The organism is Serratia ureilytica, from assembly GCF_017309605.1.
Classification (GTDB): Bacteria; Pseudomonadota; Gammaproteobacteria; order Enterobacterales; family Enterobacteriaceae; genus Serratia; species Serratia ureilytica.
Genome location: NZ_CP071320.1, coordinates 3266618 through 3284850, shown reverse-complemented (window position 1 = coordinate 3284850; position 18233 = coordinate 3266618). Strand labels below are relative to the sequence as shown.

The window sequence follows — 18233 nt, the reverse complement described above, 5'->3', positions numbered from 1 at the left end:
TAACCGGGCTGGGCGCGGGGAACTTGCCGATAAATGCCCCATCGCGGTGATGGGGCCAGGGGATCACGCCAGCGTGACGTCACCCTGCAGTTGGCAACTGCAGGCCAGCACGTAGCCTTGCGCTATTTCTTCCGCGCTCAGCGTCATGGTGCTGGTGGTGGTGTAGTCGCCCTCGAGGATGCGGGTTTTGCATGAGCCGCACACCCCGGCGCGACAGGCGGCGTTGACCGGCAGGGCATGGGCCTCCATCGCCGCCAGCAGCGTGCTGCCGACCGGCACGCGGAATTCGCGCAGCGGGCGGGCGGCGCGCAGCGTCAGCCCTTCGGTGGCATCGGCCTGCGCCGTCGGCGTGTGGAACTGCTCTTTATGGAAACGCTCGGCCGGCACGCCGAGCCGGCGACAAAGCTGCTCCACCTGATCCATGTAGGGCGCAGGACCGCAGGTCATCACCGTGCGTTCGGCGATATCCGGCGCCGCCTGCCGCAGCGTCTGTTCATCGATACGGCCGCTGAGGTAGCCGGGTTGCAGATCCTGCTCGGCCATCAGCGTCAGGCGCAGCTGCGGATGGGCGGCGCACAGCGCGCGCCACTGATCGGCGAAAATCGTGTCGGCGGGGGTGCGCACGTTAAAGATCACGGCGATATCGCAGGTTGGACGGTTGGCGGTCAGCCAGCGGCACATCGAGACGATCGGCGTCACGCCGCAGCCGGCGGCCAGCATCAGATAACGATCGGCCGGGTGACGCTCGCAGCTGAACTCGCCCTGTGCGTCGGACAGCCACAGCGTGTTGCCGGGCTTGACCTCTTGCGTCAGCCAGCGCGATCCGGCGCCGTCCGGCAGGCAGCGCACGCTGATGCTGAGAAAGCGGCTCTGGCCAGGCGAGGAGGAGAGCGTATAGGCGCGCAGCGTCTCCTCGCTGTTGCGGATGCTGACCAGCGCAAACTGGCCCGCCTGATAGGGATAGAAAACGTCGCAGATCAGGTTCAGCGTCCAGACGTCGGCGGTTTCACGCCGGATGGAATGCACCTGCATGCGGTTCGGGCAAAGCGGAGTGGGTTGAGTCATCGGGGCACCTCAAAAAGCAAAGGGGCCGGCGCAGGCGGCCCCATAACGTAACGGCATCAGGCGAGCAGCGCGTTGATATCCTGCTCGACGGTGGTGATCGGACGCAGGCCGAATTTCTCGTTGAGGACCGCCATCAGGTTGTCGGTCAGGAAGCCCGGCGCGGTCGGGCCGGTGACGATGTTTTTCACCCCCAACGACAGCAGCGTCAGCAGAATGACGATCGCCTTCTGTTCAAACCACGACAGCACCAGGCTGAGCGGCAACTCGTTGACGCTGCAGCCGAGCGTATCCGCCAGCTTGACCGCCAACATGATGGCGGAGTAGGCGTCGTTGCACTGGCCGACGTCCAGCAGGCGCGGCAACCCTTCCAGCGTGCCGAAGTCCAGCTTATTGAAACGGTACTTGCCGCAGGCCAGCGTCATGATCAGGCAGTCTTGCGGCACGCTGCGGGCGAAGTCGGTGAAGTAGCTGCGCTCGTCGCGGCTGCCGTCGCAGCCGCCGACCAGGAAGACGTGGCGCAGTTTTTTCTGCGACACCAGGTCGATGACCGTATCGGCGGCGTTCAGCAGCGTCTGGCGGCCGAAGCCGACGGTGATCAGATGCTCAATCTCGGTATAAGGGAAGCCGTTCATGCCCTGAGCCTGGCGGATCGCGGCGCCGAAGTCGTCGCCTTCCAGATGGTTGACGCCCGGCCAGCCGACGATGCTGCGGGTCCAGATGCGATCGCCGTAGTTGCCGACGTTAGGATCGATGATGCAGTTGGAGGTCATCACGATCGGGCCGGGGAATTTGGCGAATTCCGTCTGCTGGTTCTGCCAGCCGCTGCCGTAGTTGCCCACCAGATGCTTGAATTTTTTCAGTTCCGGATAGCCGTGCGCCGGCAGCATTTCGCCGTGGGTGTAGACGTTGACGTTTTGCCCTTCGGTTTGCTCGAGCAGCATGCGCAGATCTTTCAGATCGTGCCCGGAGATCAGAATGGCTTTTCCCGCCACCGGGCGCACGTTGACCGCGCTGGGCTGCGGATCGCCGTAGGCTTGGGTTTCGCCGCGGTCGAGGATCGCCATCACGTTGAAGTTCATCTTGCCGATGCCCATGGCGTTGTTCAGCAGGGTGTCGACGTCGCGCGGTCGGGTGCCGAGCCAGGCCATAAAGGCGTGGTAGTCGGCATAGAGTTGCTCGTCGAACTGGCCGAGCACGTGCGCGTGTTCCATATAGGCCGCCGCGCCTTTCAGGCCGTACAGGCACAGCATGCGCAAACCGTGTACGTCGTCGCCGACCTCGGCCTTGTCGCTGTTGAGGGCAAACTGCGCCGCCTGTTGCAGCAGCGCAGGCATATCGTCACCGGCCAGCTGCAGCGCCGCCATCGGGTGATCGACGCGCACGCCGGCGTCCAGCAGCCGGCAACGGGCGGCCAGCGAATCGCGCAGCAGCAGGGTTTCCCGCGCATAGCCGATGATGCGCTGGGAGTCGAAGTTGACGTTGGTCAGGGTGGAGAAGAAGGCGCGCGGGGCGAAGCTGTCGATTTCGTGGTCGACGATGCCCAGCGAACGCGCCTGCAGCGCCCAGGCGGAGAGGCCCTGCAGCGCCGCCACCAGCAGATCCTGCAGATCGGAGGTTTCCGCCGTTTTGCCGCACATGCCCTGAGCATACGCGCAGCCGTTGCCTGCCGGGGTTCGAATGGTTTGTTCACATTGCACACAGAACATAGTCGCTTCCTTTTATTTTTAAAGTTGCATTTGTAATGCTTGTTTAAAAGCATAGATCGGCGATCGGGGTTGCAAAAGGCTTTTGTGCGACTACTGCGGGCAAGTTTGATTTAGCGCAATTTTGCCGTGCGGATGGGAATGATTACGCTTTGGGGGCCGGGTGGCCCCCAAGGGGAAAGGATCAGGAGAACAGGGCGATCAGCACCGGCGCCAGCAGGCTCAGCAGGAAGCCGTGCACGATGGCGGGCGGCACCATGTCCAGTCCGCCGCTGCGCTGCAGCACCGGCAGGGTGAAGTCCATCGAGGTGGCGCCGCACAGGCCGAGGGCGGTGGAGCGGCTGCGGCGCACCAGCGTCGGGATCAGCATGATCGCCACCAGCTCGCGTGCCAGATCGTTGAAGAACGCGGCGCTGCCCATCACCGGGCCGTAGGCGTCGGTGATCAGAATGCCGGACAGCGAGTACCAGCCGAAGCCAGAGGCCATCGCCAGCCCGGCCTTGACCGGCAGCCCCAGCAGCTGCGCCGCCAGCGCGCCGCCGGCCAGAGACGCGACGACCACCGCCAGCGCCACCAGCGTGCCGCGGCGGTTGAGCACGATCTGGCGCAGCGTCATGCCGCTGTTGCGCAGCTGAATGCCGACCAGCAACAGCAGGAAGATCAGCGCATATTCGCTGCCTTTATGGGCGAACTGCAGCCATTGCCACTGCGTCAGGCCGAGCAGGAAGCCGCCGAGCACCACGCCGCACAGCTTGAGCGACTCCAGCGCCATATGCACGCGCGAAGGCAGCTTTTCCTGTTTATGGCTGCTGCGCCACGGCATGCGCCGCTCCAGCAGCGCCAGCAACAGCAGATTGGCGCAGAGAATGCAGAAGAAGAACGCTGCGCTGTACTGGAAGATCAGCATCAGATTGCTGCTGAGATTCTCCATAAACGCCAGGCTGATGCCCATGAAAAACAGGATCACATACACCATCCAGCTCAGCAGGCGGTTGATCAGCACCAGCAGCGGGCGATGGCGTAAGGGAATGAGGTAACCGACAATCAGCGGTAACAGAATAATCAACAGTCCTGAGTACATGGTGCAACGAGTGTCCTTGAGTTTTGATGCGCGACGAACGGCGGCGAGGAGCACACGCTAACCAAAAGCCCGGCCGGAGTAAAGCGGCAGATTTGACGCTGGCCGCTTGACCTGCAAGGGGTTTTTTGACCATGCTCTGTGAAAGTCGCCTCATTGAAGAGGCGACGGCGCGCACGGGAGGCGGCGGATGTTCTTGGAGCGTATCGAAATTGTAGGTTTTCGCGGTATTAATCGGCTGTCCCTGATGCTGGACGATAACACGTTGTTGCTCGGCGAAAACGCCTGGGGTAAATCCAGCCTGCTGGATGCGCTGACGCTGCTGCTGGCGCCGGAGCAGAAACTGTATCGATTTGAAGCGCACGACTTCCATTTTCCCCCCGGTGAGGAGGCGGCCAAAGAGCGCCACCTGCAGGTGGTATTCACCTTCTGCGAGAAAGACATCGGCCACGCGCACCTGCCGCGCTACCGCCATCTGACGCCGTTGTGGGTCAAGGGGGAAGACGGCCTGAGCCGCATTCACTACCGCTGCGAGGGCGAGCTGGCCGATGACGGTACGGTGTGTACCTGGCGCGGTTTTCTCGACGCCGACGGCAACGCCTTTCAACTGCACCATATCGAACAGCTGGCCCACGCCATCATCCGCATCCACCCGGTTTTGCGCCTGCGCGACGCGCGCTTTATTCGCCGCCTGCGCCCCAGCAGCCTCGGCGATGAACGCAAACCCGATACCCAGGCGTTGGCGCAGCAGCTGGATCAGCTGACGCGCGAGCTGGTGCGCAATCCGCAGAAGCTGACCAACGGCGAGCTGCGTCAGGGGCTGGCGGCGATGCAGCAGTTGCTCGAGCACTACTTTGCCGAGCAGAGCTCGCAGGTGGCGCGGCCGCGCCGCCGCGGCGGTGAACCGGAGCAGGACGCCTGGCGCGCGCTGGACGGCATCAACCGCATGGTCGCCGAGCCGAACAGCCGCAGCATGCGTCTGATCCTGCTGGGCATGTTTTCCACCCTGCTGCAGGCCAAGGGCGACGTCAAGCTGGATCCGCACGCCCGGCCGCTGCTGCTGGTGGAAGACCCGGAAACTCGCCTGCATCCGATCATGCTGTCGGTGGCCTGGGGGCTGCTCAATCAGCTGCCGCTGCAGCGCATCACCACTACCAACTCCAGCGAATTGGTGTCGCTGGTGCCGGTGGAGCACGTGTGCCGGCTGGTGCGCGAGTCGGGCCGCGTCGCGACCTACCGTCTCGGGCCGCGTGGGCTGAGCGCCGAAGACGGGCGGCGCATCGCGTTTCACATCCGTTTCAACCGGCCGTCGTCGCTGTTCGCCCGCTGCTGGCTGCTGGTGGAGGGCGAGACCGAAGTGTGGCTGCTGAACGAACTGGCGCGCCAGTGCGGCTACCATTTCGAGGCGGAAGGGGTGCGGGTCATCGAATTCGCTCAGTGCGGCCTGAAGCCGCTGCTGCGCTTTGCCCGCCGCATGGGCATCGAGTGGCATGCGCTGGTGGACGGCGATGAAGCGGGCAAAAAGTACGCCAACACCGTGCGCAGCCTGCTGGACAATCATGAAGACAACGAACGCGATCGGCTGACCGCGCTGCCGGCGCCGGACATGGAACACTTCATGTTCCGCGAAGGGTTCGCCCCGGTCTATCACCGAATGGCGTCGGTGCCGATCAACGCGCAGATGCCGGTGCGCAAGGTGATCCTGAAAGCGGTCCACCACTCTTCGAAGCCGGATCTGGCTATTGAGGTCGCGATGCAGGCCGGCGAATGGGGCACGGACTCGGTGCCGCCGCTGCTGAAGAAAATGTTCTCACGGGTGATCTGGCTGGCGCGCGGCCGGGCGGACTGACGGCCCGCCCGGCGTTATCGGGCGCAGAAGTGCGCCGCCAATCCCTGTTCCAGCTCGTCCAGCAGCTGATAGCGGCGGCGATACTCGGCGCGCTTCTTGCTGGCGATCTCTTCGATCGGCTTGCGGGCGATGCGTTCGGGCAGCAGGAAATAGCCGCTGTCGAGCGGTTTGGCGCCCATCGACAGCCAGAACTGATCGTAATCGGCGTGCAGCTTGTCCTTCTTCTTACTCTGGTAGCGCCAGTTTTGATAGATATGGGTGGCGTTGCCGACCGCCACGATCTGGCGGATGCCGAGGTGCCGCGCCAGCGTGCAGATGCCTTCCAGCACCAGCCGTTTAGGGAACAGGCCGTGACACTCTTTGGTGGTGTGCTGGATCTCGGCGTGCGGCACGTCATGGTTCGCGCCCTGCAGGCCGCCGATGAACAACGTCGGCTGCTGCTGATAATGCATCAGCGCAAAGGTGATCTCCGCCAGCATCACGCCGTTGGCGTTGCGCAGCAGCAGCGTGGCTTCCCCTTCCTTATTCAGTTTGTCGATCGCCGCCAGCTCCAGCGTGATCGGCGCTTCGTTCTTGCCCATCGCGCTGGCCAGCACGAAGGCGTGCGGGCCGAGGTGGCCGAGGCGCATCTTCAGCGGCATGCGCTGTACGATGAGATCGTAATGATCGCGCAGGGCGAACAGGCATTCGATCTTGCTCATGTTGGCCGCCAGGTAGGGACGATGCAGTTTGCACGGCAGGTTCGGCTGCGCGCTCAGGATCTCCTCCAGCAGCGGATTGCTGGCCAGGGTGCTGAGCAGGCCGCTGGTGGTGCGCCAGTTGAGCAGCGAACGGCCGAGAAACTTCAGGCGAAACGAGGTTTTTTTCCAGGCGTTGCTCGGTGCCTTTTCGCCATTGATCAGCGCCGTCATCAGTTGCCAGCCGTTAAGCGGCCGGGCGGAGGCGAGTGGGTAGCTGAGCTGTGACATGATGAAATCCTTGGCTGTGTTGAATGGCGCTATTTCATCAAGGCTTCACTAAACGGGAGTTCAATGCCGAACTGTAACCAAGCGTGTCTCCACATTGTGTTGAGCTAAGGTTTAGTTATTCCCTACGGTGCGTGCTAATTTAGCTCCGCCGCCGCAATGGGCGGTCGATATTCACAAGCACAGGCAGGTCAATTTTGACAGGGTTTAAAGGACATAAACGCCGCTGGATACTCGCACTGGCGGTGATTGCGGCGATTGCCGCGGCGGCCGTTTGGCACTTCCGCCATCCGGCGCCGACCGATTTCAAAACGGTAAAGGTCACCAAGCGCGATCTGCAGCAGAACGTGTTGGCGACCGGCCAGCTGGACGCAGTGCGCAAGGTTGACGTCGGCGCGCAGGTCAGCGGGCAGTTGGAAAAGCTGTATGTCGAGATCGGCGACAAGGTGAAAAAAGGTCAGTTGCTGGGGGTTATCGATCCGCAACAGGCGCAGAACAGCATCCGTGAAGGCGAGGCGACGCTGCGCGAGCTGCATGCGCAGCTGCTGCAGGCGCAGGCGGAACAGCAGCTGGCGGCGGTTACGCTGCAGCGCAACCAGGCGCTGGCCAAACTGCAGGCGGTATCGCGTCAGGATCTGGATCAGGCGGCGACGCAGCTGGCGGTGAAGAAGGCGCAGGTAGGCACCATCAATGCGCAGATCGCCCGCAACCAGGCCAGCCTGGATACCGCCAAGATCAATTTGGCCTATACCCGCATCGAAGCGCCGATGGATGGCGACGTGGTGCAGATCACCACGCTGCAGGGCCAGACGGTGATCGCGGCGCAACAGGCGCCGAACATTCTGACGCTGGCGGATCTCGGCACCATGCTGGTGAAGGCGCAGGTCTCGGAGGCCGACGTCATTAACCTCAAGCCGGGTCAGAAGGCCTGGTTCACGGTGCTGGGCGATCCGACCCGGCGCTTCGACGGCGTGCTGAAAGACATTCAGCCGACGCCGGAAAAGGTCAACAACGCCATCTTCTATTACGCGCGTTTCGAAGTGCCCAACCCGGAAAGGCTGCTGCGCTTGCAAATGACGGCGCAGGTGCACATTCAACTGGCCGGCGTCCAGCAGGCGCTGGTGATCCCGCTGGCGGCGCTGGGCGATCAGATCGCCGACAATCGCTACCACGTTTCGGTGCTGAAACAGGGCAAGGAAGAGAAGCGTGAGGTGGCCATCGGCCTGCGCAACAATATCGATGTGCAGATCCTCAGCGGGCTCGAGGCGGGCGATGAGGTGATCGTCAGCCGCGGCGGCGTGGAGGCCGGCTGATGGCGGCGCTGTTGCAGCTGAACGGCATTCGCCGCAGCTACCGTTCCGGCGAGCAGACGGTGGAGGTGCTGAAGGGGATCAGTCTGAGCATCGACGCCGGTGAAATGGTGGCGATCATGGGGGCTTCCGGCTCCGGCAAATCGACGCTGATGAACATTCTCGGCTGCCTGGACAAGCCGAGCGCCGGCGTCTATCGGGTGGCCGGCCAGGACGTGGCGACGCTGAGCGACGATGCGCTGGCGCAGCTGCGGCGCGAGCATTTCGGCTTTATCTTTCAGCGTTATCATCTGCTGCCTCACCTGAGCGCGGCGCATAACGTCGAGGTGCCGGCGGTGTACGCCGGGCTGGGCAAAGCGGCGCGGCGCGAACGGGCGGAGGCGCTGTTGCGCCGTCTGGGGCTGGGGGAGCGCGTCAACTATCGGCCGAGCCAGCTTTCCGGCGGCCAGCAGCAGCGCGTCAGTATCGCCCGCGCGCTGATGAACGGCGGGCAGGTGATCCTGGCGGATGAGCCGACCGGCGCGCTCGACAGCCATTCCGGCGAAGAGGTGATGGCGATCCTCAAACAGTTGTGCGCCCAGGGCCACACGGTGATCCTGGTGACTCACGATCCGGCGGTGGCGCGTCAGGCTGAACGGATCATCGAGATCCGCGACGGCGAAATCATCGCCGACTCCCGTCCGGCGCCGTCGGAGGATGCCCAGGCCAAGCCGCTGACGCTGGCCGCCGCGGCGCCTTCCTGGCGGCAGATGGGCGGCCGCTTTCGCGAAGCGCTGGTCATGGCCTGGCGCGCGATGGCGGCCAACAAGATGCGCACCGCGCTGACCATGCTCGGCATCATTATCGGCATCGCCTCGGTGGTATCGATCCTGGTGATCGGCGACGCCGCCAAGCAGATGGTGCTGGCGGATATTAAATCGATCGGTACCAACACCGTCGACATCTACCCCGGCAAGGACTTCGGCGACGACGATCCGACCTACCGGCAATCGTTGAAATACGGCGATCTCGATGCGCTGCGCGAACAGCCGTACATCAGCGCGCTATCGCCGAGCATCAGCAGCAGCATGCGGCTGCGCTTGGGCAACGTCGATGCGGCGGCCAATGTCAACGGCGTCAGCGAGCAGTTCTTCCGCGTGTACGGCATGAGCTTTACCCAGGGCGTCGGCATCGATCCGATGCAGGTGCAGTCGCAGGCGCAGACGGTGGTGATCGACGCCAATACCCAACGGCGGCTGTTCCCGCACCAGAAAAACGTGGTGGGCGAGGTGATCCTGGTAGGCAACATGCCGGCGACGGTGGTTGGCGTGGCCAAGGAGAAGCAGTCGATGTTCGGCAGCAGCAAGACGCTGAACGTGTGGGTGCCTTACAGCACCATGGCCAACCGGCTGATGGGCAACAATTATTTCGACTCGATCACCGTGCGCATCCGCGACGGCTACGACAGCAAGGAAGCGGAACAGCAGCTGTCGCGCCTGTTGACGCTGCGCCACGGCAAAAAGGACTTCTTCACCTATAACATGGACAGCCTGGTGCAAACCGCCGAGAAAACCACCCGCACGCTGCAGCTGTTCCTGACGCTGGTGGCGGTGATTTCGCTGGTGGTCGGCGGCATCGGCGTGATGAATATCATGCTGGTGTCGGTGACCGAACGCACGCGTGAGATCGGCATCCGCATGGCGGTGGGCGCCCGTTCAGGCGATGTGTTGCAGCAGTTCTTGATCGAGGCGGTGTTGGTCTGCCTGGTGGGGGGCGCGTTGGGGATTACGCTGTCGTTCGCCATCGGCCTGGCGGTGCAGCTGGTGTTGCCGGGCTGGCAAATCAGCTTCCCGCCGGCGGCGTTGCTGAGCGCATTCCTCTGTTCCACCGGCATCGGCGTGGTGTTCGGCTATCTGCCGGCGCGCAATGCCGCGCGGCTGAATCCGATCGATGCGCTGGCGCGCGAGTAAGTAAAAGGCATAAAAAATGCCAGTCACACGGCGGCTGGCATTTTTATCGCGATCAGGGTCAATGCAGCGCGACGCTGCCGGAGGCGTTTAGGACAGCGCCTCGCTTTCCACCGGCACAATAAGACTGGCATGGTTCCCTTTTGGCCCTTGATGCACGTCGAAGCTGACCTGCTGGCCTGCCTTCAACGTTCTGTAACCATCCATCTTGATGGTGGAATAATGCGCGAAAATATCTTCGCCGCCGCCGGCTGGGCAGATGAAGCCAAAGCCTTTGGCGTTGTTAAACCATTTAACAGTACCCGTCTCCATGCTTTTACATCCCTCGCAACGCTATTTTAAGTGAGATGAATAACTGAATTCGCACCCGCCGTGGGCGGGTAGCAGGGTGGACAAGGGGTGGTTAAAAGACCACCAGCCACGAATTTACACTCTAGAGCAAATGATCGGGGCGTCAAGGGATCGGCTTTTGTCGGCGGGGAGCAGTTCACCAAAGTTTGAAGCAGGTAACGCTATTGCCACGATTCAGTCACAATTGGCCCATTTTTTTGCGCACGTTACAGTGCGGCGGGACGATGCCGAAGATGATAAAATAGTAACTATCCCCACTTTGAATAACCGAAACCTGCCCCCATATCAGAGGGCAGAGCAGAGAAGATGAGCAGCGATGGGCAATAACAACGACTGGCTAAATTTTGAACACTTGGCCGAAGAAAAACAAATCGATGCGGTAAAACCGCCGTCTATGTATAAAGTTATACTTAACAACGACGATTACACACCGATGGAATTTGTGATTGACGTTCTGCAAAAGTTCTTTTCTTATGATATTGAACGCGCAACGCAACTGATGCTCACGGTCCACTATCAAGGCAAGGCGATCTGTGGTGTTTTTACCGCCGAGGTGGCGGAAACCAAAGTCGTCCATGTGAACCGGTACGCAAGGGAGAACGAGCATCCGTTGCTTTGTACGCTGGAAAAAGCCTGAATAAGGCAATCTATTGGGGAGGTGCTTATGCTCAATCAAGAACTGGAACTCAGTCTCAACATGGCTTTCGCCAGGGCGCGTGAGCACAGACACGAGTTTATGACCGTGGAGCACCTGTTGCTGGCGTTGCTGAGCAACCCTGCCGCGCGAGAAGCGCTCGAGGCATGTACGGTGGATCTGGCCGCGTTGCGCCAGGAGCTGGAAGCCTTCATCGAACAAACCACACCGACGCTGCCCGCCGGCGAAGAAGAGCGCGACACTCAGCCGACGCTCAGCTTCCAGCGCGTGCTGCAGCGCGCTGTCTTCCATGTGCAATCCTCCGGCCGCAGCGAAGTGTCCGGCGCCAACGTGTTGGTGGCTATTTTCAGCGAGCAGGAATCGCAGGCGGCCTATCTGCTGCGCAAGCACGACGTCAGCCGTCTCGACGTGGTGAACTTCATTTCACATGGCACGCGTAAAGACGAGCCGGGCCAAGCGCCGAATGCGGAAAACCCGGTGAACGAAGAGCAGTCCGGAGGGGAAGACCGTATGGAAAACTTCACCACCAACCTCAATCAGTTGGCCCGTGTGGGCGGCATCGATCCGCTGATCGGCCGCGATCGTGAGCTGGAGCGCGCGATTCAGGTGCTGTGCCGTCGTCGTAAAAACAACCCGCTGCTGGTCGGCGAATCCGGCGTGGGCAAGACTGCCATTGCCGAAGGCCTGGCCTGGCGTATCGTGCAGGGCGACGTGCCGGAAGTGATGGCGGACTGCACGCTGTATTCGCTGGATATCGGTTCGCTGCTGGCCGGCACCAAATACCGCGGCGACTTCGAGAAACGCTTCAAGGCGCTGCTCAAGCAGCTGGAACAGGATCAGAACAGCATCCTGTTCATCGATGAAATTCACACCATCATCGGCGCCGGTGCGGCTTCCGGCGGGCAAGTGGATGCCGCCAACCTGATCAAACCGCTGCTGTCGAGCGGCAAGATCCGGGTGATCGGCTCGACCACCTACCAGGAGTTCAGCAACATCTTCGAAAAGGATCGCGCTCTGGCGCGCCGTTTCCAGAAGATCGATATCACCGAACCGACGGCGGAAGAGACCGTTCAGATCATCAACGGCCTGAAGACCAAGTATGAAGCGCACCACGACGTGCGTTATACCGCCAAGGCGATCCGCGCCGCGGTGGAGCTGTCGGTGAAATACATCAACGATCGCCATCTGCCGGACAAGGCGATTGACGTGATCGACGAGGCGGGCGCCCGCAGCCGGTTGATGCCGGCCAGCAAGCGCAAGAAAACCGTCAACGTGGCCGATATCGAATCCGTGGTGGCGCGTATCGCTCGCATCCCGGAGAAAACGGTGTCGGCCAGCGATCGCGACGTGCTGAGAAACCTGGGCGATCGCTTGAAGATGCTGGTATTCGGCCAGGATCAGGCGATCGAAGCGTTGACGGAAGCGATCAAGATGAGCCGCGCCGGTCTGGGCCACGAGCGCAAGCCGGTCGGCTCCTTCCTGTTCGCCGGGCCGACCGGGGTCGGGAAAACCGAGGTCACCGTACAGCTGGCCAAGGCGATGGATATCGAGCTGCTGCGTTTCGACATGTCCGAGTACATGGAGCGGCATACCGTCAGCCGTCTGATCGGCGCGCCTCCGGGCTACGTCGGTTACGATCAGGGCGGGCTGCTGACCGATGCGGTGATCAAGCATCCGCATGCGGTGGTGCTGCTCGATGAGATCGAGAAGGCGCACCCGGACGTGTTCAACCTGCTGCTGCAGGTGATGGACAACGGTACGCTGACCGACAACAACGGCCGCAAGGCGGACTTCCGCAATGTGATCCTGGTGATGACCACCAACGCCGGTGTGCGGGAAACCGAACGCAAGTCGATCGGCCTGGTGCAGCAGGACAACAGCACCGACGCGATGGAAGAGATCAAGAAGGTGTTTACGCCGGAATTCCGCAACCGTCTGGACAACATCATCTGGTTCAACCATCTGTCTACCGAGGTGATCCAGCAGGTGGTCGACAAGTTTATCGTCGAACTGCAGGCGCAGCTGGATGCGAAGGGCGTCTCGCTGGAAGTGAGCGACGAAGCGCGCGACTGGCTGTCGGTGAAGGGCTACGACCGTGCGATGGGCGCTCGTCCGATGGCGCGCGTCATGCAGGAAAACCTGAAGAAACCGTTGGCCAACGAATTGCTGTTCGGTTCGCTGGTGGACGGCGGTTCCGTGAAGGTCGAGCTGGACAAGGACAAGAAACAGCTGACTTACCACTTCCTCAGCGCCGCCAAGCGCAAGGCGGACGAGGGCGCGGTGCACTAAGGCTGCCTGCAGGCAAAGAAAAAGCGATGCTTCGGCATCGCTTTTTTTATGGGTGAGATTCACCGTACAACAGAAACGAGTGAGCCCTCTCAGTTTACCTGCGCACCTGCAACCCGTTGTTTAACGTCGCTGCGGGGGTAAACGGAAAGGGCTCCCGAGGGATTACATCCTCGATGCCGCCAGCGTGTGGCGCGCGGTGAGCCGATTAACGGCTACGGAAGACAATGCGGCCTTTGCTCAGGTCGTACGGGGTCAGCTCTACAGTGACTTTGTCGCCCGTCAGGATGCGGATATAGTTTTTACGCATTTTACCGGAGATGTGTGCGGTTACCACGTGCCCGTTTTCCAATTCAACGCGGAACATGGTGTTGGGCAGCGTATCAAGAACGGTGCCCTGCATTTCAATATTGTCTTCTTTGGCCATCGAATCCTCTAGGTCTAACTACCTTAGTTTTTAACCGGCAAGATAATGCCGAAAAACCCCCATTATGTAAAGATGTGTCGGTGAACATTGCACCGTTTCCATCAATTAGTTTACTGGATAGGGCGGTTCAACCGGCTGTGGGGATATGACTTGCGGCGCCCAGCACGCCGGTGCCAAAGGCCGCCGTTGAAGGGTGCTAAGCTGCTGCAAGAATTGACGGCGCGGAATTTCACGCGCGCCAAGGCGGGCAGTGTGAGCGTTCAGCACCTGGCAGTCAATCAATTCCCCGCCATAAGCGGCAAAATGGCGGCAAAAGGCCATCAATGCGCATTTTGAGGCGTTGGTGACGCGGCTGAACATCGATTCGCCGCAGAACAACGCGCCCTGCGCCACGCCGTACATGCCGCCAACCAGTTGATCATCCTGCCAGACCTCCACCGAGTGCGCGTAGCCGAGGCGATGCAGATGCTGATAGGCGCGCTGCACCTCCGGGCCGATCCAGGTGCCTTCATCCGGCCGGTGGGCGCAGGCGGCGATCACCGCGGCGAAGTCGTGATTGAGCGTGATGCGAAACGGATCGTGGCGCAGAAAGCGTTTCAGGCTGCGGTTAAGATGAAACTCGGCCGGGAACAGCACCGCACGCGGATCGGGCGACCACCACAGGATGGCCTCTCCCGGCGAATACCAGGGGAAGATGCCGCGCTCATAGGCCGCCAGCAGCCGCGGCGCCGTGAGGTCGCCGCCGATCGCCAGCAGGCCGTTGGGGTCGCGCAGGGCGCCCTCAGGCGAGGGAAACGCCAGCGACTGCGGGGAGAGCTTAACGATGCGCATACAGGGTCTCTGCGTCCTCTACGGGCCGATTAAGGCGCCAGGTTGCTGATACGGTTGCGAAAGCGGGCATAGCGGCCCTGCTGGCGCATCAGGTCCGCGTGATTGCCCTGTTCGACAATTTGGCCGTCATCCATCACGCAAATGCGGTCGAGATGTTCCAGGCCGTACAAACGGTGCGTCACCAGGATCAGCGTTTTGCCCTGACAATGCCGGCGCAGCAGCGCCAGGATCTGCTGCTCGGTTTCGGCGTCCAGCCCTTCGGTCGGTTCGTCAAGCAGCAGCAGCGGGGCCGGATGCAGCAGCGCGCGGGCGATACCCAGTCGGCGTTGTTCGCCGCCGGACAGTTGGCGGCCGCCTTCGCCGAGCCAGGCGTTCAGCCCGCCGTCGCCGGCCAGCAATTTGCCGAGCCCCACCTGCTGCAGGACGTCACTCAGACGAGCGTCGTCGGCATTCGGTGCGGCCAGCCGCAGGTTTTCCCGCAGCGTATCGCTGAAGATATGCACTCGCTGGCTGACGACAGTGGTCATTCGGCGCAGCGTGGTTTCATCATAATCCTCCAGCGGTTCGCCGTTGAGCAGAATTTTTCCGCCGTCGGTGCGCCAGGCGCGGGTCAGCAGCTGCAGCAGGGTGGACTTGCCGCAGCCGGTGCGGCCGAGCAAGGCGATGTGTTCGCCTGCTGCCACCTCGAGCGTAACGTCGCGCAGCACCGGCTGCGGCTGATCGGGGTAGGTGAAACTCAACTGCTGCAGGCTGAGCTGAGCTCGATCGGCCGCGGCCGGGCCGGCGGCAGGGAAGGTGACTTCCGGCTGGCGATCGATGATCTGTTTGACCCGCGTGGCGGAGGCGATCACCTGACCGAGATGCTGGAAGGCGCCGGCCACCGGCATCAGCGCTTCGAACGACGCCAGCGCGGCGAAGACAAACAGCGCGATCAACGCGCCGGGTTGGGTATCGCCGCCGATGCCCGCGGCGGTCAGCCACAGCAGCAGCGTCACCGTCAGCCCGCTGGCGAGGATCATCAGCGCCTGCGCCTTGCCGCTCAGCGAGGCCTGCTGCCACTGGCGGCGTTGCCACCGCTGTTCGGTGGCGTTCAGCGTCTGGCGGAAGTCGTTGACGGCACCGAACACCACCAGTTCCGCCTGCCCCTGCAGCCAGGCGGTCAGGTCGGTGCGGTATTGACCGCGCAGCGCGGTGAGTTGGCCGCCGATCGGTTTGCCGGCGCGATAGAACACCGGCGGCACCAGCAGCAGCAACAGCAGCAGAATGCCGCCCAGCGTCAGGGCGAGTGCAGGATCCAGCCAGCTCAGGCCGTAAGTGACGACCAGGATCACCACCGCCGCGCTGATCAGCGGCGAGATCACCCGCAGATAAAGATGATCCAGCGTGTCCACGTCCGCCACCAGGCGGTTGAGCAGGTCGGCCTGGCGGAAACGGGCGATGCCGCCCGGCGTCAGCGGCAGGATCTTGCTGAAGGTGAACACCCGCAGGTGCGACAGCACGCGGAAGGTGGCGTCGTGGCTGACCACGCGCTCGGCGTAGCGCCCGGCGGTGCGGAAGATCGCCGCGCCGCGCACGCCGGCGGCGGGCAGCATGTAGTTGAAGGTTAGCAGGCCCGCCAATCCGGCCAGCGAAGAGGCGGCCAGGAACCAGCCGGAGAGCGCCAGCAGGCCGATGCTGGCCAGCAGGGTGACGATCGCCAAAATGATGCCCAGGCTAATCAGCAGGCTATGGCGGCGATACAACGCCAAAAACGGCAGCAACACGCGCATGATTAAAGCTCCCCGCGGCGGTGGGCGATCAGAGTGGCGAACAGGCCCGGTTGGGCGCTGAGGGTGGCGTAATCGCCCTGTTGCACGATACGCCCGTTATCCATCACCCAAATCTGATCGTAGTCTTCGGTATCTTCCAGCTGATGCGTCACCAGCAGGGTGGTTTGTTGATGCGAAGCGGCATTCAACGCCTGCATCACCCGTTGTTCGCTATGGGCATCGAGGCTGGCGGCCGGTTCATCGAGCAGCAGCAAGCGGCGCGGGCCGATCAGCGCTCGGGCGACCGCCACGCGCTGCGCCTGGCCGACCGACAGGCGGGCGGCGTTATCGCCCACTTCGGTGTCGAGCCCCTGCGGCAGATACGGCAACAGCTCGCTGACGTAGGCGTGTTCCACCGCCTGCTGCAGCTGCGTTTCGTCGGCCTGCGGGCAGCCCAGCAGGATATTGGCGCGCAAGGTTTGCGCCGGCAGGTGCGGGTTTTGCCCGACCCAGCTCAGCTGCTGCCTCCAGTTCTCTGCGGACAGGTCACGCAGTTCGATGCCGTTGACGGTCAACGATCCACGGTAGGGCAGGAAGCCGAGCAGCAGATTGAGCAGCGAACTTTTGCCGGCGCCGCTCAGCCCGACTAGCGCCACGCGCTGCTGCGGTTGCAGGGTGAAACTCAGCGGCCCGGCCAGCAACACGCCGTTCGGCGACAGAATTTCCAATTCGTTCGCCTGTAGCGTCAGCGGTTGATCGGCGGGCAACTTCCGCGTGCCGTTGCCCATCTGCTCGCCTTCGGCGCTGAGGAAGGTTTCCAGCGCTTCCGCCGCGCCGACCGCCTGCGCCTTGGCATGATAGAAGGTGCCGAGATCGCGCAGCGGTTGGAAGAACTCCGGCGCCAGTATCAGCACCAGAAAACCGGAAAACAGCGTTACGCCGAGGCCATAGCTGCCGAAGTTGAGTTCGCCGAGGTAAGAAAAGCCGAAATACACCGCCACTACGGCGATGGAGATCGACGCGAAGAACTCCAGCACACCGGAGGAGAGGAAGGCCATGCGCAGCACTTCCATGGTGCGGCTGCGGAAGTCTTCGGAGGATTTGGCGATCTGCGCGGTTTCGGCCTGCGCGCGGTCGAATAGCCGCAGGGTGTCCAGGCCGCGCAGGCGGTCGAGGAAGTTACCGCTCAATCGCGCCAGCGCCACAAAGTTGCGGCGGTTGGCGTCGGCGGCCCCCATGCCCACCAGCGCCATAAACAGCGGGATGAGCGGCGCGGTCGCCAACAGAATCAAACCGGCGGCCCAGTTGATCGGGAAGACGGCGATCAGGATCAGCAGCGGGATAAACACCGCCAGATACATCTGCGGCAGATAGCGCGAGTAATAGTCCTGCATATCCTCGATCTGCTCGACGATGATGCTAGCCCAGCTGCCCGCCGGTTTGCCCTGGATCCAGGCCGGCCCGAGCTGCTGCAGCTTATCCAGCACCTGCCGGCGCATGCGCTGGCGGATCACCTGCCCACACAGAAAACCGACCCGTTCCCGCAGCCAGCTCAGCAGCGCCCGCAGCGCGAACGCGATGGCCAGCCAGATAAACGAAGGGATCAGTTGCTCACGCGGGGTATGTTCGATGATCAGGGCGTGCAGCAGGCTGGCCAGCAGCCACGCCTGCGCCACGATCAGCAGGCCGCTGAACAACCCCAACAGCATGGAAAGGCGCAGCCAACGCTGCGCTAACGAACTCTGGGTTTTAAGCCAACGGGTTAACTGTTGCTGTCTGGTTTTTTTCATCAGATATGCGTCTGCGTCGCCGGCGCCCGTTTGTTACGGGCTGGGTTAACGTACTGTTAAATAATAGTGTTTGGCGCAATCGGCGACAAACAAGCGAGGCCTCATGTTACCTCGTGACCCGGCAGACTGAAAAGAATAAAGCGGGCAAATATGGCTATAACAGATGGGAGAGAGAGATTGCTGAGCCCAGAAACAAAAAAAGCGGCTCGAGAGCCGCTTTTTGCCGATG

At 62.2% G+C, this 18233-nt stretch carries 14 protein-coding genes; 5 read left to right on the top strand and 9 right to left on the bottom strand.

What is annotated here, in order from left to right; genetic code table 11:
* Nucleotides 1-63 precede the first annotated feature (63 nt).
* The 3 genes from hcr to J0X03_RS15385 form a co-directional block, all read right to left on the bottom strand.
* Nucleotides 64-1065 (bottom strand): NADH oxidoreductase, encoded by a 1002-nt coding sequence (gene hcr / locus J0X03_RS15395; RefSeq protein ID WP_122016384.1) that lies wholly within the window; start codon nucleotides 1063-1065, stop codon nucleotides 64-66.
* Between the two features lie 56 nt (nucleotides 1066-1121).
* The gene (gene hcp, locus J0X03_RS15390) at nucleotides 1122-2771 is read right to left on the bottom strand and encodes a hydroxylamine reductase (protein WP_160204145.1); all 1650 of its coding nucleotides are present in this window, start codon (nucleotides 2769-2771) and stop codon (nucleotides 1122-1124) included.
* Between the two features lie 181 nt (nucleotides 2772-2952).
* On the bottom strand, nucleotides 2953-3849 hold the full coding sequence (locus tag J0X03_RS15385; RefSeq protein ID WP_033642544.1) for a LysO family transporter: 897 nt from the start codon (nucleotides 3847-3849) through the stop codon (nucleotides 2953-2955).
* A gap of 187 nt (nucleotides 3850-4036) precedes the next feature.
* Here J0X03_RS15385 and J0X03_RS15380 point away from each other — a divergent pair, with 187 nt between their 5' ends.
* Entirely contained in the window at nucleotides 4037-5695 is a 1659-nt protein-coding gene (locus J0X03_RS15380) for an ATP-dependent endonuclease (protein ID WP_033650660.1), read from the top strand.
* A gap of 14 nt (nucleotides 5696-5709) precedes the next feature.
* Here the strand turns inward: J0X03_RS15380 and J0X03_RS15375 are convergent, their stop codons facing one another.
* Nucleotides 5710-6663 carry a VirK/YbjX family protein gene (locus J0X03_RS15375; protein ID WP_033642547.1) on the bottom strand — a complete coding sequence of 318 codons (954 nt, stop codon included), beginning with the start codon at nucleotides 6661-6663 and terminating at the stop codon, nucleotides 5710-5712.
* A gap of 194 nt (nucleotides 6664-6857) precedes the next feature.
* Between J0X03_RS15375 and macA the strand changes: the two genes are divergently transcribed.
* Together macA and macB are read left to right on the top strand one after the other, a co-directional pair.
* A complete protein-coding gene (gene macA, locus J0X03_RS15370; protein WP_033642548.1) occupies nucleotides 6858-7973 on the top strand; it encodes a macrolide transporter subunit MacA in 1116 nt (371 codons plus the stop codon).
* Entirely contained in the window at nucleotides 7973-9919 is a 1947-nt protein-coding gene (gene macB / locus J0X03_RS15365; RefSeq protein ID WP_046686766.1) for a macrolide ABC transporter ATP-binding protein/permease MacB, read from the top strand. Before macA ends, macB begins: the two co-directional genes overlap by 1 nt.
* Nucleotides 9920-10006: 87 nt before the next feature.
* Here macB and cspD read toward each other — a convergent pair whose 3' ends face one another.
* The gene (gene cspD / locus J0X03_RS15360) at nucleotides 10007-10228 is read right to left on the bottom strand and encodes a cold shock-like protein CspD (RefSeq protein ID WP_004928349.1); all 222 of its coding nucleotides are present in this window, start codon (nucleotides 10226-10228) and stop codon (nucleotides 10007-10009) included.
* Nucleotides 10229-10583: 355 nt separating this feature from the next.
* Between cspD and clpS the strand changes: the two genes are divergently transcribed.
* Both clpS and clpA read left to right on the top strand, forming a co-directional pair.
* Nucleotides 10584-10904, top strand: a complete 321-nt coding sequence (gene clpS, locus J0X03_RS15355) for an ATP-dependent Clp protease adapter ClpS (protein WP_004928347.1) — start codon at nucleotides 10584-10586, stop codon at nucleotides 10902-10904.
* Nucleotides 10905-10931: 27 nt separating this feature from the next.
* Complete coding sequence (clpA, locus tag J0X03_RS15350; protein ID WP_025302261.1) at nucleotides 10932-13211, top strand: ATP-dependent Clp protease ATP-binding subunit ClpA; 2280 nt, start codon at nucleotides 10932-10934, stop codon at nucleotides 13209-13211.
* Between the two features lie 205 nt (nucleotides 13212-13416).
* On the opposite strand, the gene infA is transcribed toward clpA, so the two are convergent.
* The 4 genes from infA to cydD form a co-directional block, all read right to left on the bottom strand.
* Complete coding sequence (gene infA, locus J0X03_RS15345) at nucleotides 13417-13635, bottom strand: translation initiation factor IF-1 (protein ID WP_002211347.1); 219 nt, start codon at nucleotides 13633-13635, stop codon at nucleotides 13417-13419.
* A gap of 105 nt (nucleotides 13636-13740) precedes the next feature.
* The gene (gene aat / locus J0X03_RS15340) at nucleotides 13741-14466 is read right to left on the bottom strand and encodes a leucyl/phenylalanyl-tRNA--protein transferase (protein WP_033642550.1); all 726 of its coding nucleotides are present in this window, start codon (nucleotides 14464-14466) and stop codon (nucleotides 13741-13743) included.
* 29 nt (nucleotides 14467-14495) lie between these two features.
* Entirely contained in the window at nucleotides 14496-16235 is a 1740-nt protein-coding gene (gene cydC / locus J0X03_RS15335) for a heme ABC transporter ATP-binding protein/permease CydC (protein ID WP_160204146.1), read from the bottom strand.
* Between the two features lie 2 nt (nucleotides 16236-16237).
* Nucleotides 16238-18004: a heme ABC transporter permease/ATP-binding protein CydD gene (gene cydD, locus J0X03_RS15330; protein ID WP_089196844.1), complete on the bottom strand. Its 1767-nt coding sequence runs from the start codon at nucleotides 18002-18004 to the stop codon at nucleotides 16238-16240.
* Nucleotides 18005-18233: the final 229 nt, after the last annotated feature.